Annotated in this window: 14 protein-coding genes; 8 read left to right on the top strand and 6 right to left on the bottom strand. The window is 64.0% G+C overall.

Annotation, left to right across the window (positions count from 1 at the left end; all coding sequences use genetic code 11):
• Positions 1-25 precede the first annotated feature (25 nt).
• From rhaS to FJ428_RS20385, 6 genes are all read left to right on the top strand, one after another.
• Complete coding sequence (gene rhaS, locus FJ428_RS20360) at positions 26-1,021, top strand: rhamnose ABC transporter substrate-binding protein (protein ID WP_140496561.1); 996 nt, start codon at positions 26-28, stop codon at positions 1,019-1,021.
• Between the two features lie 81 nt (positions 1,022-1,102).
• Complete coding sequence (locus FJ428_RS20365; RefSeq protein WP_140564778.1) at positions 1,103-2,644, top strand: sugar ABC transporter ATP-binding protein; 1,542 nt, start codon at positions 1,103-1,105, stop codon at positions 2,642-2,644.
• A complete protein-coding gene (locus FJ428_RS20370; protein WP_140564780.1) occupies positions 2,641-3,618 on the top strand; it encodes an ABC transporter permease in 978 nt (325 codons plus the stop codon). The genes FJ428_RS20365 and FJ428_RS20370 overlap by 4 nt, the downstream gene beginning before the upstream one ends.
• Entirely contained in the window at positions 3,615-4,610 is a 996-nt protein-coding gene (locus FJ428_RS20375) for an ABC transporter permease (RefSeq protein WP_140557654.1), read from the top strand. The genes FJ428_RS20370 and FJ428_RS20375 overlap by 4 nt, the downstream gene beginning before the upstream one ends.
• Complete coding sequence (rhaM, locus tag FJ428_RS20380; protein WP_140496569.1) at positions 4,610-4,927, top strand: L-rhamnose mutarotase; 318 nt, start codon at positions 4,610-4,612, stop codon at positions 4,925-4,927. Before FJ428_RS20375 ends, rhaM begins: the two co-directional genes overlap by 1 nt.
• Complete coding sequence (locus tag FJ428_RS20385) at positions 4,924-6,300, top strand: FGGY-family carbohydrate kinase (RefSeq protein ID WP_140880019.1); 1,377 nt, start codon at positions 4,924-4,926, stop codon at positions 6,298-6,300. The genes rhaM and FJ428_RS20385 overlap by 4 nt, the downstream gene beginning before the upstream one ends.
• 16 nt (positions 6,301-6,316) lie before the next feature.
• Here FJ428_RS20385 and FJ428_RS20390 read toward each other — a convergent pair whose 3' ends face one another.
• Positions 6,317-7,567 (bottom strand): D-amino acid dehydrogenase, encoded by a 1,251-nt coding sequence (locus tag FJ428_RS20390; protein WP_140496573.1) that lies wholly within the window; start codon positions 7,565-7,567, stop codon positions 6,317-6,319.
• A gap of 106 nt (positions 7,568-7,673) precedes the next feature.
• Complete coding sequence (gene galE / locus FJ428_RS20395) at positions 7,674-8,669, bottom strand: UDP-glucose 4-epimerase GalE (protein WP_140496575.1); 996 nt, start codon at positions 8,667-8,669, stop codon at positions 7,674-7,676.
• A 276-nt stretch (positions 8,670-8,945) separates the two neighbouring features.
• On the opposite strand from galE, the gene hemA reads away from it, so the two are divergent.
• Positions 8,946-10,223, top strand: coding sequence for a 5-aminolevulinate synthase (hemA, locus tag FJ428_RS20400; protein ID WP_140513285.1), 1,278 nt, complete (start codon positions 8,946-8,948; stop codon positions 10,221-10,223).
• A gap of 73 nt (positions 10,224-10,296) precedes the next feature.
• Here the strand turns inward: hemA and FJ428_RS20405 are convergent, their stop codons facing one another.
• Positions 10,297-11,463 carry a pyridoxal phosphate-dependent aminotransferase gene (locus FJ428_RS20405; protein WP_140523994.1) on the bottom strand — a complete coding sequence of 389 codons (1,167 nt, stop codon included), beginning with the start codon at positions 11,461-11,463 and terminating at the stop codon, positions 10,297-10,299.
• 110 nt (positions 11,464-11,573) lie between these two features.
• Entirely contained in the window at positions 11,574-11,996 is a 423-nt protein-coding gene (gene mscL, locus FJ428_RS20410) for a large conductance mechanosensitive channel protein MscL (protein WP_140658092.1), read from the bottom strand.
• Between the two features lie 213 nt (positions 11,997-12,209).
• Here mscL and FJ428_RS20415 point away from each other — a divergent pair, with 213 nt between their 5' ends.
• Positions 12,210-15,716: a PAS domain-containing hybrid sensor histidine kinase/response regulator gene (locus FJ428_RS20415; protein WP_140880020.1), complete on the top strand. Its 3,507-nt coding sequence runs from the start codon at positions 12,210-12,212 to the stop codon at positions 15,714-15,716.
• Positions 15,717-15,889: 173 nt separating this feature from the next.
• Here FJ428_RS20415 and FJ428_RS20420 read toward each other — a convergent pair whose 3' ends face one another.
• Complete coding sequence (locus FJ428_RS20420; RefSeq protein ID WP_140513279.1) at positions 15,890-16,549, bottom strand: response regulator transcription factor; 660 nt, start codon at positions 16,547-16,549, stop codon at positions 15,890-15,892.
• A gap of 126 nt (positions 16,550-16,675) precedes the next feature.
• Positions 16,676-17,110 carry a hypothetical protein gene (locus FJ428_RS20425; protein ID WP_140496589.1) on the bottom strand — a complete coding sequence of 145 codons (435 nt, stop codon included), beginning with the start codon at positions 17,108-17,110 and terminating at the stop codon, positions 16,676-16,678.
• Positions 17,111-17,151: the final 41 nt, after the last annotated feature.

A 17,151-nucleotide genomic window follows, 5' to 3' on the forward strand; every position in this document is an offset into this window, starting at 1 on the left:
GCAACGCTCAAGGGAGGAATATTCGATGAGCTTTCTGAAGAAACTGATGGTTACGGCGGCCTTTTCCGCCGCCATGGTCGTGAATGCCGCCTATGCCGAGAACGTCAAGATCGCGCTGGTGGTGAAGTCGCTCGGCAACGGCTTCTTCGATGCCGCCAACAAGGGCGCCGAAGAGGCGGCCAAGGAACTGGGCGATGTCGACATCATCTACACCGGCCCGACCAAGGCGACCGCCGAAGCGCAAATCGAGGTGGTCAATTCACTGATCGCGCAAAAGGTCAACGCCATCGCCATCTCGGCCAATGACGCCGACGCGCTGGTGCCGGTGCTGAAGAAGGCCATGGAGCGCGGCATCACCGTCATCTCCTGGGATTCGGGCGTCGCCAAGGAAGGCCGCCAGCTTCACCTGAACCCGTCCGACACCGGCCTGATCGGCGAGACCATCATCAAGCTCGCCGCCGACTATTTGCCGGAGGGCGGCGACGTCGCCATCCTGTCGGCCTCCTCGACCGCGACCAACCAGAATGCCTGGATCGACGCGGCCAAGAAGGTGCTGCCGGAGAAATTCCCGAAGATCAAGCTCGTCGCCACCGTCTATGGCGACGACGATTCGGCCAAGAGCACCGACGAAGCCAAGGGCCTCTTGAAGTCCTATCCGAACCTGAAGGCGATCATCGCGCCGACCACCGTCGGCGTCGTCGCCGCTGCCCAGGTCGTCACCGATGAGAAGCTGATCGGCAAGGTCAACGTCACCGGCCTCGCGCTGCCGTCGGAGTTCAAGAAGTTCATCGACAACGGCGCTTCACAGGCCGTGGCTCTTTGGAACCCGATCGATCTCGGTTACTCCGCCGTCTACCTCGCCCACGATCTGGCGGTGAAGAAGGAAGAGGCCAAGCCCGGTGCGACGCTGTCGATCGGCCGCGTCGGCAAGGTCACGCTCGACGACACCAATTCGGCTGCGATGGCTCCGCCCTTCCAGTTCGACAAGACCAACATCGAGAAGTTCTCCAAGATCTACTGATCCGGAGCTTCAAGCTGACGCGGCGGGGTTCACGCCCCGCCGCAACTTCAAACGCACCTTGTTTCAGGGCTTGATACGACCATGGACACGACAGCCCAACACGGCACGGTGAAGGATGGGCCCCAGGCCTCCACGCCACGCCTGACGCTGTCCGGCATCTCGAAGAGCTTTCCCGGCGTGCGCGCGCTGCACAATGTCAGCCTCTCGCTCTATCCGGGCCAGGTGACGGCGCTGATCGGCGAGAACGGCGCCGGCAAGTCGACGCTGGTCAAGATCATGACCGGCATCTACCAGCCCGATGCGGGCACGATCAGCATAGACGGGCAGGACGTCACCCTGCCCAGCGCGCACGCCGCCTTCGGCCACGGCGTTACCGCCATCCATCAGGAAACCGTGCTGTTCGACGATCTGACGGTCGCCGAAAACATCTTTCTCGGCCATGCGCCGCGCACCCGCTTTGGCACCATCGACTGGCGCACCATGCGCAGAAATGCGCGCGAAGTGCTCGACACCATGCATGCCCGCCATATCGACGCCGATGCAAGGCTGAAGGACCTCGGCATTGCCAACAAGCATCTCGTTGCCGTGGCGCGGGCCATGTCGATCGACGCGCGGATCGTCATCATGGACGAACCGACGGCCGCCCTTTCGATGAAGGAGATCGAAGAGCTCTTTTTGCTGATCGAGTTCCTCAAGAGCGAAGGCAAGGCGATCCTGTTCATCAGCCACAAGTTCGACGAGATCTACCGCATCGCCGACCGCTACACCGTGTTCCGCGACGGCGAGATGGTCGGCGAAGGGCTGATCAAGGATGCCGCCCAGAGCCAGATCGTGCGCATGATGGTGGGCCGTGCGGTCGATCACATCTTTCCACAGCGCAAGGCCGAGATCGGCGCGCCGGTGCTGTCGGTCTCCGGCCTGTCGCACCCCACCGAATTCAACGACATCGGTTTCGAGCTGCACAAGGGCGAGATTCTCGGCTTCTACGGCCTTGTCGGCGCCGGCCGCAGCGAGGTGATGCAGGCGATTTCAGGGATCACCCGCACCTCCGGCGGCACGATCACGCTGGACGGCAAGACGATCGCGCCGAAATCGGCGGCGGATTCGATCGAGGCCGGCATCGTCTACGTGCCCGAGGAGCGCGGCAAGCAAGGCGTGGTGATCGGCCTGCCCATCTTCCAGAATGTTTCTCTCCCGTCGCTGGCACGCACCTCCAAATCCGGCGTGCTGCGGCTGGCGGAGGAGTTTTCGCTCGCCCGCTCCTACACCGAGCGGCTCGACCTCAGGGCCTCCTCGCTCAGCCAGGATGTCGGCACGCTGTCGGGCGGCAACCAGCAGAAGGTCGTGATTGCCAAATGGCTGGCGACCGCCCCCAAAGTCATCATCCTGGACGAGCCGACCAAGGGCATCGACATCGGCTCCAAAGCCGCCGTGCACGGCTTCATGGCCGAGCTGGTGGCGCAAGGCCTGTCGGTTATCATGGTGTCGTCGGAGCTGCCCGAAATCCTCGGCATGTCCGACCGCGTCGTCGTCATGCGCGAGGGCCTTGTCGCGGCCGTCTACGACAACAACGGACTGGACGCCGAGACGCTGGTCCGGACGGCGGCGGGGATCGCGGCATGAAAACTTTGCTGAAATATCGCGAAATCTGGTTGCTGGCGGCCATCGTCGTGCTGATCGGGCTGATCTCGACGCGTTTTCCCGCCTTCGCCGACCCCGGCAATTTGCGCCAGGTGTTCAACGACACCTCGATCCTGATGATCCTGGCGCTCGGGCAGATGGTGGTCATCCTGACCCGTTCGATCGACCTGTCGATGGCATCGAACCTCTGCTTCACCGGCATGGTGGTGGCGATGCTGAACGCCGCTCACCCGGCGATCCCGATCCCGCTGCTGATCGTCATTGCCCTGGTCGTCGGCCTGGTGCTCGGCGCCATCAACGGCCTTCTGGTGTGGCGGCTGAACATCCCCTCGATCGTGGTGACATTGGGCACGCTGACCATCTATCGCGGCGCCACCTTCGTCATCTCCGGCGGCGCCTGGGTCAATGCCGACAAGATGAGCCCCGAGTTCATCGGCTTCCAACGCGCGGCCTTACTCGGCATTCCGGTGCTGTCCTGGATCGCCATTCTGGTCATCGCGCTGTTCTTCATCCTGATGACGCGCACCGCGCTCGGCCGCTCGATCTATGCCATCGGCGTCAATCCTACGGCGTCGGTTTATGCCGGCATCGATGTCGGGCGGACGAAATTCATCGTCTTCTGCATCTCCGGCATGATCGGCGGGCTCGCCGGCTATCTCTGGATCTCACGCTACGTGATCGCCTCGGTCGAGGTCGCCAATGGCTACGAGCTCAACATCATCGCCGCTTGCGTCATCGGCGGCATCTCGATTGCCGGCGGCATCGGTTCGGTCGGGGGCGCGGTGTTGGGGGCGCTGTTCCTGGGCATCATCTCCAACGCACTGCCGGTCATCAACATCTCGCCCTTCTGGCAGATGGCGATTTCGGGCAGCGCCATCATCCTCGCCGTCGTGCTCAACGCGCGCGGCGAACGCCAGCAGGGCCGCATCATCCTGAGAAAAATGGAGGCGGCATGAGCGACGTCCCTGCCCCGCGCCACATTCCGGACCGGCTCGACAAGCCGTTTCGTTCGGCGATCTTTTCCTGGGAAGCGCTGCTGGTCGTGGTGGCCCTCGCCATCTTCGCCATCAACAGCTTCGCCTCGCCCTATTTCCTCGACCCCTATTCGCTGTCGGACCTGACCTTCAACTTCACCGAGAAGGGCCTGATCGCCTTCGCCATGGCGCTGCTGATCATTTCGGGCGAGATCGACCTGTCGGTCGCCGCCATCATCGCGCTGGCCTCGACCATGATGGGCATGGCGGTGCAGGCCGGCGCCGGAACGCCGGTGCTGGTGGCGATCGGCATCGTCGTCGGGCTCGGCTGCGGCGCCTTCAACGGCCTGCTGGTCACGAGGCTTGGCCTGCCCTCGATCGTCGTCACCATCGGCACGATGAGCCTGTTTCGAGGCATCGCCTTCATCATCCTCGGCGACCAGGCCTACAAGGGTTATCCCGAGAGCTTCGCCTTCTTCGGCCAGGGTTACGTCCGGTGGGTGGTGTCGTTCGAATTGGTGCTCTTTCTCATCGCCGCCGTCGTCTACTGGTTCGTGCTGCACCGCACGAGTTTCGGCCGCCGCGTCTTCGCCATCGGCAACAATCCGGTCGCGGCACAGTTTTCCGGCGTGCGTGTCGGCCGCATCAAGTTCATCCTGTTCTGCCTGACCGGGCTGATGTCCGGCATCGCCTCTGTGCTGATCACCTCCCGGCTCGGTTCGACCCGTCCCTCGATCGCGCAGGGCTATGAGCTGGAAGTCATCACCATGGTGGTGCTTGGCGGCGTCAGCATCCTTGGCGGCGCAGGCAGCATTGTCGGCGTCGTGCTCGCCGCCTTCATCATGGGGCTGGTGACCTTCGGGCTCGGCCTGCTCAACGTGCCCGGCATCGTCATGTCGATCTTCATCGGCCTGCTCCTGATCATCGTCATCGCGCTGCCGATCGTCTGGCGGCGGCTGCGCGGGGGACACTGATGGCCGAAAAATACGCGTTCAAGATGATGCTCAAGCCCGGCATGAAGGCGGAATACAAGAAGCGTCACGACGAGATATGGCCATCGCTGGTCGCGCTGTTGAAGCAGGCCGGGGTTTCCGACTATTCCATCCATCTCGACGAGGAGACCAACATCCTGTTCGGCGTGCTGTGGCGGCGGGACGACCATGGCATGGCCGACCTGCCGAAGCATCCGGTGATGCAGCGCTGGTGGGCAGACATGGCCGACCTCATGGAGACCAGGCCTGACAATGAGCCGGTGGCCGTGCCCCTGGAAACCATGTTCCACATGGCATGAGTGCCCCGCGCCACATCGCCGTCATCGACATCGGCAAGACCAACGCCAAGGTGGCGCTGGTCGACCTCGCCACGCTGCGCGAGGTCTCGCTGCGCCGAGTGGCGAACGCGCCGGTGCGGCAAGCCCGCTACCCGCATCACGACGTCGAGGCGCTGTGGGCCTTCATCCTCGACAGTCTTGCCGATCTCAACCGCGAACAGACCATCGACGCCGTTTCGATCACTACCCATGGCGCGACGGGCGCTCTGGTTGAGGCCTCCGGCGAACTGGTGTTGCCCGTGCTCGACTACGAATTCGACGGCCCCGAGGAACTCGCGGCCGAGTATGACGCGATCCGTCCGCCCTTCGCTGAAACCGGCACGCCGCGGCTGCCGCTCGGCCTCAATCTCGGCGCGCAATTCTTCTGGCAGCAGAAGCGCTTTCCGACGGAATTCGCCAGGGCAACGGCGATGTTGATGTATCCCCAATATTGGGCGCTGCGGCTGACCGGCATCGCCGCCAACGAGGTGACCTCGCTCGGCTGCCACACCGATCTGTGGAACCCGTGGAAAGCGGATTTTTCGGCAATGATCGACCGCCTCGGTTGGCGCGCGTTGATGGCGCCGGTGCGGCCGGCAAGGGACCGGCTCGGCCCGCTCCTGCCGGCGCTTGCCGAGCGAACGGGGCTCGATCCGCAGACGCCCGTGTTCTGCGGCCTGCACGATTCCAACGCCTCGCTGCTGCCGCATCTTCTCGCCGACGCGCCGCCTTTCAGCGTCGTCTCGACCGGCACCTGGGTGGTGTCGATGTCGGTCAGCGGCAGATCGGTGGCGCTCGACCCGGCGCGTGATACGCTGGTCAACGTCAACGCGCTGGGCGATCCCGTGCCATCGGCGCGCTTCATGGGCGGCCGCGAATTTTCCGTGCTGACGGATGATCAGCCGGAGAACTCGACCGAAGACGATGTCGGGGCCGTGCTGGCAAAAAGGACGCTGCTGCTGCCATCGACACAACAGGGGTCGGGACCGTTCCCGCATCATGCGGCGGCGTGGCTCAACGCTGACGGCATGAATAGCGGCCAGCGCTTTGCCGCCATCTCTTTCTATCTGGCGCTGATGTCGGCGACCTGCCTCGATCTGATCGGCGCCGACGGCCCGACCATTGTCGAAGGCCCTTTCGCCCGCAACCGGCTCTTTGTCGGCATGCTGGCGGCGGCGACCGCCAGAAGCGTCGTCGCCTCCGAAGCCGCGACCGGCACCAGCATCGGCGCCGCGTTGCTGGCATCGGACAAGGCTGAGGCGCATGGCAAGGGCTTGAGACAAGAACCGCCGGTCGACCCCGCCTTGACGGATTATGCAAGCACCTGGCGTGCGGCGGTCGAAGGGCGGGGCTAACTACGGATCCGCTTGCCTAATCTTCATAGACCAGCCCCTGTGGATCGATTTCGGGCTTTCGGCCGGCGACGAGGTCGGCGAGGAATTTGCCCGAGCCGCAGGCCATGGTCCATCCGACATGGCCGTGGCCGGTGTCGAGATAGAGATTTTTGTAGCGGGCCCGGCCGATGACCGGCACGGAATTGGGCATCATCGGCCGCAGGCCCGCCCAGAACATGGCCTTCTTCTCGTCGAAGGCGCCAGGGAAAAGATCCTTGCCGGTGCTGATGATGGTGTTGAAGTCAGCGGGCTTGAAGCTTCGGTCAAAGCCGGTGAACTCGGCCGTCGAGGACATCCGCAAGCGGTTGCCCAGCCTGGAATAGCCGATCAGCCGGTCCTCGTCGGCGCCACCCATAGTCGGCCCCTTGCTTTCGTCCTCCAGGGGGATCGTCGCGGTATAGCCTTTCACCGGATAAACCGGCAGGTCGATGCCGTAGCGGCGGCCGAGTAGGCCGCTTTCCGGGCCCATTGCGATGACAACCGCATCGCCGGCCACCGGGCCTGACGAGGTGATGACGGCCCGCACCCTGTCGCCTTCGATATCGAAACCTTCGACCGTGGTGCCGAACCGGAACTCGGCGCCAAGCCTCTCGGTCGCATAGGCGGCGAGCCTGTCGACAAACAGTTTGGAATCGCCAGTCTGGTCAGTGGGCGAATAAACCCCGCCGGCTATCTTGTCCTTCACCCCGGCAAGCCCCGGCTCCAGTTCGACCAGCCGGTCGCGCCCGACGATCTCGATCGGCAAGCCATGCTCGGCAAGATAGCGATAATTGTCGGTCCCGGTGTCGAGACTCTTCTGCGAGCGGAAGAAGTAGAGGATGCCCTTCTTGCGCTCGTCATAGTGGATGCCGGTCGCCTCCGACAGCGCATTGATGCAGTCGCGCGAATAGAGCGCGAGCCGCAGCTTGATGTCGGTGTTGGCGCGCAGGCGCGCCACCGTGCACTGGCGCAGGAAGCGCAGGCTCCAGGCGAGAAAATAGGGATCGAAGCGCAGTCGCACCTTGATGCCGAGATCGTGGTTGTAGAGCCCGCGCAGGAAGGTCTTCAGCGCCGCCGGGGAAGCCCAGGCGGTGGCATCGCCCGGCGACACCAGCCCGGCATTCGACTGGCTGGTGCCCCGCGCCGGCGCCGGATGACGCTCGATGACGGTGACCTCATGGCCGTCGCTCGCCAGATAGTAGGCGGCCGCCGTGCCGACGACGCCGGCCCCGAGCACCGTTATCTTCATGTCGTCCCCCCAAAAAAGGTCGAACCGGGCAGCGCGCTTCCGCACCCTCCGCGAACGCTTCCATAGCGCTTCGCGGAGCGGCTTGCGAGCCCTTGGGAAAACCCGCTCAACCGCGTGCGGAATTCTTCCCCGTCAGGATACGCTCCCAGGCGAGCGCATCTGCAACGATCTGGTCGAGATCGTCGCGTTGCGGAGTCCAGCCGAGTTCCGTCCGGGCGAGATCGGAATTGGCAACCACCGCGGCGGCGTCACCGGGGCGGCGCTCGCCCGTCCTGACCTCGAAATCATGGCCGAAGGCGCGGCGCACGCTCTCGATCACCTCCAGCACCGAGTAGCCGTGGCTGTAGCCGCAATTGGCGACGAGGCTCGCGCCCCCGGCGCGCAGCCGCTCAAGGGCCAGGCGATGCGCCGCGGCCAGGTCGCTGACATGGATATAATCGCGCATGCAGGTGCCGTCGGGCGTCGGATAATCGGTGCCGTACACCTGCATGAACGGCCGCTTGCCGAGCGCCGTCTCGCAAGCGACCTTGATCAGATGCGTGGCGCCCGGCGTCGACTGGCCGGTGCGCCCCCTGGGATCGGCGCCCGCGACGTTGAAATAGCGCAGCGCCGTATAGCGCAGGCCATGCGCGATCGCCGCATCGCGCAGCATCCATTCGCTCATCAGCTTGGAGAGGCCGTAGGGCGATTCCGGCGCCAGGCGGGCATCCTCGCGCACCGGTTCCAGCCCAGCGCCGCCATAGACGGCGGCTGTCGAGGAGAAGATGAAGTTCGGCACGCCCTCGCGCACCGCCGTTTCGATCAGCGTGCGCGTCTTGCAGGTGTTGTTCTCGTAGTAGCCGAGCGGATCGGCGACGGATTCGGGAACGACGATCGAGCCGGCAAAATGGATGATCGCATCGACATTGTTGTCGCGGATGATGGAGCCGACCAATTCCTTGTCGGCGACATCGCCGACGACCAGCTTTGCCTCCGGTGCCACCGCCCATTCGAAACCGGTCGAAAGCCGGTCGAGAACGACCACGCTTTCGCCCGCATCCAGCAATTCCCAGACCATATGGCTGCCGATATAACCGGCGCCGCCCGTCACCAAAACCGTCATTCCGCGTCCTCGCATTCAAGATCTATCGGAAACTGTCTCAATACCGCTCTACTGGAAAGCCCGCCCCATGACCAATAAAACCCTGCGTAACCGACTTGGCCGGCATATGGCATCATGTCGAAACAAAAGCGCCCTACAGGCCGTTATCGCCAGGAAATAGGCCATGATCCGCCCCTCGTTAGGAACAGGTGCGGGGCGTGGCATTTTGACCAAAACGGGCCGGTGGACGGCCAATCGGGCAATGATTATGATCCAGCGCAAAACTGGGAAGCCGACATGAATTATCAGCGGTTCTTCGAGGACGCGATCGACCAGCTCCATGCGGAACGACGCTACCGCGTCTTTGCCGACCTCGAGCGCATAGCGGGCAAATTTCCGCGTGCCATCTGGCGCGCCAACGGCCGCGCAGAGGAAATCACCGTCTGGTGCTCCAACGACTATCTCGGCATGGGCCAGCACCCGGATGTCATCGCAGCGTTTCAGAACGCGGCGGGCCGGATGGGTTCGGGCGCCGGCGGCACCCGCAACATCTCCGGCACCAGCAATCCGCTGGTCGAACTCGAGCATGAGCTCGCCGACCTGCACGACAAGGAAGCCGCGCTGGTCTTCACCTCCGGTTTTGTCTCCAACGAGGCCTCGATCTCGACCATCGCGCGGCTTTTGCCCAACTGCCTGATCATCTCGGACGAGTTGAACCATGCCTCGATGATCGAAGGCGTGCGGCGCTCGGGCGCGGAAAAGAAGATTTTTCGCCACAACGATGTCGCGCACCTGGAAAGCCTGCTGCAGGCGGCGGGCCGCGAACGCGCCAAGCTGATCGTGTTCGAGAGCGTCTATTCGATGGATGGCGATATCGCGCCGATCAGAGAGATCGTCGACCTCGCCGAGCGCTATAACGCCATGACCTATATCGACGAGGTCCACGCCGTGGGCATGTATGGTCCGCGCGGCGGCGGCATCACCGAGCGGGAAGGCCTCGCCGACCGCATCGACATCATCGAGGGCACGCTCGCCAAGGCTTTCGGCACGCTGGGCGGCTACATCACCGGCACGAGCGCTGTCATCGACGCCGTGCGCTCCTATGCGCCGGGCTTCATCTTCACCACCGCGCTGCCGCCGGCGATCGCCGCCGCTGCCACTACCTCGATCCGTCATCTCAAGCGCTCGCAGGCCGAGCGTGACGCCCAGCAGCAGCAGGCGACGCGGACCAAGCAGATCCTCTCCGCCGCCGGCCTCCCGGTGATGGAATCGGCGACCCACATCGTGCCAGTGCTGGTTGGCGACCCCGAGCTTTGCAAGATGGCAAGCGACCGGCTGCTCGGCGTGCACGGCATCTACATCCAGCCGATCAACTATCCGACCGTGCCGCGCGGCACGGAGCGGCTGCGCATCACGCCGACGCCGTTCCATTCGGATGCGCTGATCGCCGAGCTGCAGGACGCCCTGGTCGAGACCTGGGACGCGCTCGGCATTTCCTATGGTTCAGCAGGACGACCTTCCGTGGCCAAGACCGACCGGATCATTCCCCTGCTGGTGCCCAAGTCAGGCGGCTGAAGCCGTTTGAAACTCCACTCCGGCGGCCGTCTGGCGCGCCGGAGCGACTTTCAATTCGGGCTTCGTCAACCTCTCAAACAGCCGTCATCCACTTCGCCAGCCGGTGCGCCGCCTCCTCGAGCTGGTCGAGGCGGCGGTGGAAGCACAGCCTGAGGAAGGCTTCGCCGCCCGGGCCGAAGGCCGTGCCCGGCGCCAGGCCGACATTGGCCTTGTCGACGATCTCGAAGGCGGCGCTGCGCGAATCGGTGATGCCGTCCACCCTGAAGAACAGATAGAAAGCACCTTGCGGCACAGTGAACCGGGCGCGGTCGGTGGCGCCGAGAATGCCGCAGACCAGATCGCGCGCCTTTCTTGCCCTCTCCACCTGTCCGGCGACGAAGACATCGCCTTCATCGAGCGCCGCGACCGCGCCGCGCTGCATGAACTGGGCGACACCTGAATTCGAATACTGGATCAGGTTCTCGAACACCTGCTGCAAGCTCGGATGGGTCTTGATCCAGCCGACGCGCCAGCCGGTCATCGCCCAGTTCTTGGAGAAGCTGTTCACGAACAGGATGCGGTCCTCTGCGGTCGCGATGTCGAGGAAGGACGGCGCGCGGCCTTGGCCATAGTGGAACAGCGAATAGATCTCGTCGGCGATGATCCAAAGGCCATTTGCCCGGGCGAGATCGAGAATGGCGCGCAAAGTCTCATGGTCGGCGGTCCAGCCGGTCGGATTGGACGGCGTGTTGATGAACAGCGCCCTGGTCCTGGGCGTGATGGCGGCCGCGATCTTCTCGACGTCGCACGACCAGCCATTGCCGGATTGATCGAGCGTGACCGGCACCGGCACGGCACCGGCGATGGCGGCGGCGGCGTCGAAATTCGGCCAGGCGGGCGACAGATAGATCACCTCGTCGCCGGCACCGGCGAGCGCGTCGAGCGCAAGCTGGATCGCATGCATGCCCGAGCCGGTGACGATGAATTCGTCCTCGGCGAAGTGTTTGCCGAAATGCCTCTGGTAATAGCGGGCAAGCGCCTGCCTGAGATCGGGGATGCCCCTCTGCCAGGTGTAGAACGTCTCGCCACCGGCCAGCGCCTTCGACGCGGCATCGGTGATGAAGGACGGCGTCGGCAGATCGCCCTCGCCGGCCCAGAGCGGGATCAAGCCGTCGCGCAGCCTGCCATAGTTGACGACGGCGACGATACCGCTTTCAGGCGCAGCCAGGGCCTCGGGGCGCAGGTTCTGGATCAGGGTCATGGGCAGGTCCGTTCGAATAGCGACAGCATGCCGGCTGTTCTACTACGGGCGAAAGCAAAAAACCCCGGCCGTGAACGACCGGGGTTTTGGTCCAGAAGAACCTGATGCCTCTACTTCCTGGCGAGCAGATCGCGGATTTCGGTCAGAAGCTGCACATCGGCAGGCGGCGGCGCGGCGGCAGGCGCGGGCTTTTCGGCCTCCAGGCGCCTGCGCAGGTTGTTCACCGCCTTGACCATCAAGAAGATGATGAATGCGAGGATGAGGAAGTTCAGCACGACGGTGATGAAGCTGCCATAGGCGAAGACGGCGCCCTCTTTCTTTGCCTCCGCCAGCGTGCCCGAGTGGACGTTCGAGGACAGTCCGAAGAAGTAGTTGTTGAAGTCCAACCCGCCGAAAATCGCGCCCACGATCGGCATGATGATGTCGTTGACAAGGGAATCGACGATCCTGCCGAAAGCAGCGCCGATGATGACGCCGACGGCCAGGTCCATCACATTGCCCTTGGAAATGAATTCCTGGAATTCTTTCAGCATTTCGACCCTCCTTGCCATGATCGGCCGCGTTCTCCAGCGCCGGCCAAGCCCACAATAGCAAAAACCTCCGGTTGCAAAACCGGAAAAAGGGCCAAGGCACCGGTTTGTTTTTACCCGCATCATCAGACGTCCATGCGCCGATGGACTCAGCTTCCAAGCTGTGGTTGCGTGCGGTGAGCGGGCGTCGAGCCGGCCAGGGAGGAAGCGCGAGCCGTGCAGGGCTTGTTCATCGTTGTCATCGCGATCGCTTATGTGACGCTTCTATTCGCCATCGCCAGCCTTGGCGACCGCCGCTCGGCCAGCTCCGGGCCCGGTCGCGCACGTCCGTTCATCTACGCGCTCAGCCTGGCCATCTATTGCACCTCCTGGACGTTTTTCGGTTCTGTCGGCCTGTCTTCCGAGCGCGGCCTGGAGTTCCTCGGCATCTACACCGGCCCGGTGCTGGTGTTCGTGTTCGGTTTTCCCTTGCTCAACCGTCTCGTGCGGCTGGCCAAGACCGAGAAGATCACCTCGATCGCCGACTTCCTCGGCGCGCGCTATGGCAAGAGCTTCACCGTGGCCGCCATCGCCACGCTGATCGCGACCATCGGCGCGGTGCCCTACATCGCGCTGCAGCTGAAGGCGATCTCCGGTTCCGTCAGCCTGATGGTCGAGCATTACACCGGCTCGCCGCCCTCGTTCGATCCTTTCGTCAGCGACATCTCGCTGGTGGTCGCCATGCTGCTGGCGCTGTTCGCGGTGCTGTTCGGCACGCGCCACGCCGACGCCACCGAGCACCAGGACGGGCTGGTGCTGGCGGTGGCGGTCGAAACCGTGGTCAAGCTTGCCGCCTTCCTGGCGATCGGCCTGATGGTCACTTTCCTGATCTTCGGCGGGCCCGGCGACATGTTCGGCAAGCTGGCCGAAAACGGCCAGGTGCGGCAGGCGATGGGCTATTCGACGTCACTCGCCACCTGGCTGGTGCTGACCTGCCTGAGTGGCTTCGCTATCATCCTTCTGCCCCGGCAGTTCTACGTCACCATCGTCGAGAACCGCAGCGAGGCGGAACTGCGCACCGCGACATGGGTGTTTCCGCTCTATCTGGTGGCGATCAACCTGTTCGTGCTGCCGATCGCCTTCGCCGGACTGTCGCTGGTCGGCACGAAGACGAGCAGCGACCTATATGTGCTGTCGCTGCCCTTGTTCGGCGGTCACGATTTCCTGGCCATGGCTGCCTTCATCGGCGGCCTGTCGGCGGCTACCGCCATGGTCATCGTCGAGAGCGTGGCGCTGTCGATCATGATCTCCAACGACCTCATCATCCCGCTGTTCGTGCGGCGGCTGCTGAGGACGACGTCTTCCGAAAACGAGGACTGGTCTACGCTCATCCTCAACGTGCGGCGGGCATCGATCTTCATCATGCTTTTCATCGCCTTCCTCTACTACCGCGAGAGCACCGACAGCGCGCGGCTGTCGTCGATCGGCCTGATGTCGTTCGCGGCGATCGCGCAATTCGCGCCGGCGCTGATCGGCGGGCTGATCTGGCGCGGCGCCAATGGCAGGGGCGCGGCCCTCGGCATGGTCGCCGGCATCCTGATCTGGGGCTACACGCTGCTGTTGCCATCGCTCGTCGCGCCCGAAACCGGCATATTGGTGCATGGTCTGTTCGGCTTCGAAGCGCTGCGGCCGCAGGCGCTGTTCGGCACCGTTGCGGAGCCGTTGAACCACGGCGTGCTGTGGAGCCTGTCGATCAACGCACTGTTTTTCGTGCTGGGCTCGCTGTCGCGCGCCGCGGTGCCGCTGGAGCGCATCCAGGCGTCGATCTTCGTGCCGCGCGAAGCCGGGCCGATGCCCAGCCTGCGCCGTTTCCGTACCGCCGTCACCGTCAACGACCTGAAGGACACCATCGCGCGCTATCTCGGCGTGCAGCGCACCGAGCGGTCGTTCCAGTCCTTCGAAAAGACCACCAACGTCATCCTGCATGGCAATGAGCAAGCCAGCATGGACGTCATCCGCTTTTCCGAGCAGCTTTTGGCCAGCGCCGTCGGCTCTTCGTCGGCGCGGCTGATCCTGTCGCTGCTGTTTCGCCGCCACGACCGCGAATCCAGGGATGCCTTCCGGCTGCTCGACGACGCCACGGAAGCGTTGCAACACAATCGCGACCTGTTGCAGATCGCGCTCGACCAGATGGAACAGGGCATCACCGTCTTCGACCGGGATTTCCGGCTGATCTGCTGGAACCGCCAGTACCGCGAGCTGTTCGACCTGCCCGACGACATGGGCCAGGTCGGCGTCTCGCTCGACCAGATCCTGCGCCATCTGGCGGAGCGCGGCGATATCCCGACCGACCAGCGGGTGACGATGCTCAACCGGCTGACCAGCTTCGTCAGCCCCTGGCAGATGGAACTGAAGACCAGCGGCCGGATCCTGGAGCTGCGCTCCAACCCGATGCCGGACGGCGGCATCGTCGCCACCTATGCCGACATTTCCGGCCGCGTCGAGCAGGACCTGGCGCTGAAGCGGGCGAACGAGTCGCTGGAACAGCGGGTGAAGACCCGCACCATCGAACTGACCAGGGTCAACGAGGAGTTGACCCGGGTCAACGAGGAACTGGCGCAGGCGCAGATGCTTGCCGAGGAGGCCAATCTGGGCAAGACGCGCTTCCTCGCCGCGGCCGGCCACGACATCCTTCAACCGCTCAACGCCGCCAGGCTCTACTGCTCGTCGTTGATCGAAAAGGCCGGCAAGGGCCCGGCCGGCAAGGCCGCGGTCAACATCGACTCCTCGCTGGAATCGGTCGAGACCATTCTGGGCGCCGTGCTCGACATTTCCCGCCTCGATGCCGGTGCCATGAAACCGGACGACACGGCCTTCAACCTAGACGCATTGCTGCGCCAGATCGGCAATGATTTCCGGCCGCTTGCCGCGGAAAAGCAACTCAAGCTGACGATCATGCCCTCGTCGCTGACAGTGATGACGGATCGCAACCTGTTGCGCCGCCTGATCCAGAACCTCGTTTCCAATGCCATCAAATACACACGTCACGGCCGCATCCTGGTTGGCGTGCGGCGGCGCGGCGAACTGGCGGAAATCCAGGTGATCGACACTGGCATCGGCATTGCCGGCGACAAGCTGAACACGGTGTTTCGCGAATTCACCCGGCTGGACGAAGGCGCGCGCGAGGCCGAAGGCCTCGGCCTCGGCCTTTCGATCGTCGATCGCATCGCGCGGGTGCTGAGGCTTGAGATCCGTATTTTCTCCGATCCGGGCAAGGGCACGCGCTTTTCCGTCATCCTGCCGGTGGCGGCCGTGCAGGAACCGAAACGCGAGGTCGAAACCAGGGCGCCGGCCCGCGCGGCGGCTTCGCTGGCCGGACTGAGCGTGCTGTGTATCGACAACGACGCCCGCATCCTGGAAGGCATGCGGCTGCTGCTCGAAGGCTGGGGCTGCGCCGTCGAGACCGTGTCCGGCACAACGAACCGGGATATCGCGATCCGCCGCCCGGACATTGTCCTTGCCGACTATCATCTCGATGGCGAAACCGGCCTCGACGCCATCGTCGGGCTGCGAGCGATCCACGGCGACGACCTGCCCGCCGTGCTGGTCACCGCCGACCGTTCCAACGAGGTACGCACGGCGGCGGCCGGGCTCGACGTCCCGGTGATCAACAAGCCGCTCAAACCGGCCGTGCTGCGCTCGATGATGGCCAGGGTCAGGCCGCTGGCGCCGGCGGCGGAGTAACTGTCAGATCTGCTTCATTTCGGCCCCGCCGACGGCGCCCAGGCTTCGAGATAGGCGCAAAACATGTCGGCCATCGCATCGGCATGGCTTCTATCTCTGCCGACGGGCGAGGCGTTTCCGAAAAACTGGTCGCCGGGCCGACATCCGCATAACCATCCGCCAGGTTCGGGCGCTCAGCTCACCGGCTGCAGCGGATCGCTGCCGATCTTGGACAGCAGGATCACCGCCTGGGTGCGGCTGTCGACGCCGAGCTTCTGCAATATCGCCGAGACATGCGCCTTGATCGTCGCCTCTGAGACGCCGAGCTCATAGGCGATCTGCTTGTTGAGAAGGCCTTCCGCCAGCATGCCGAGCACGCGGGTTTGCTGCGGCGTGAGCGCCTGCAAGCGCTTGATCAGGTCCGATATTTCGGGATCGCGCTCGACACCGAGATCGATGCCGGCCGGTGCCGCGATATCGCCCGCAAGGACCGATCGCACGGCGTCGCGGATTTCCTCCATGCTGGCCGATTTGGAGATGAAACCGGACGCGCCGAGGTCGAGCGCGCGCCGGATGGTCGCCGGGTCGTCATGGGCGGAGACCACCACCAGCGGCGCCGCCGGATGGATGCCGCGCAACGAGATCAGGCCGGAAAGGCCGCTCGCGCCCGGCATCGACAGGTCGAGCAGCACCAGATCGACCTCCTCGTTGGCCACGACCAGCGCCTTGGCGCTTTCGAAATCGCCGGCTTCGTGAATAGCGGTGACATTGCCGATGCCGGCAAGCGCTTCGCGCAACGCACCGCGAAACAGCGGGTGATCGTCGGCGATGACGAAAGAATAGCCTGATGGCAAATATCCCTCCCCGGATCCCTTGATGGTCTTCTGTTTTCTCGGGACCTGATGCAACGATTATGAGGCGCTTCGCGCTGTTTTCAAGCAGCAAAGCCGGCGCACCGGATTTCCCCAGACGGCCTGTCTTCAGGTCTTCTGCGAGTTGGGTTTGGCGCCGTCGCCGCTGTCCTTGTCCATATCCTTGACGATGCCCATGAAGCCCTTCAGGAAACGCTCCATGTAGCTCATCGTCTTGTTGAAATCCTCCTCGCTCGGCAATGTCGATTCGAGGCGGGCCGAGAGCGAATTCTCGAGCCTGGTGACGCGCTCGTCCATGGCTTTCATCGAAGTTTGCAGGCGATCGACCTCGTCCTGGAAGGCAGCGCGTTCATCGGCCGCCATCTTGCAGACGAGTTGGCCGGAGCGCTCCTCGCAGATCGACATCGCGCCTGTCTGCGTGTCCATGCGGACATAGCCGTTGGCGGATTTCTCCAGACGATAGCGGTCGGTCTCCTCGGAAAAGGCGGACGCCGCGACCAGCGAAACGAGCGCGGCGGGGATCAAGATGTGCTGCAGACGCATGTTGTCCTCCATGGCCAAAGCCTGAGATATCGCATGTTTGC

The sequence above is a fragment of the Mesorhizobium sp. B2-8-1 genome (genome assembly GCF_006440955.1).
Taxonomy (GTDB): Bacteria; Pseudomonadota; Alphaproteobacteria; order Rhizobiales; family Rhizobiaceae; genus Mesorhizobium.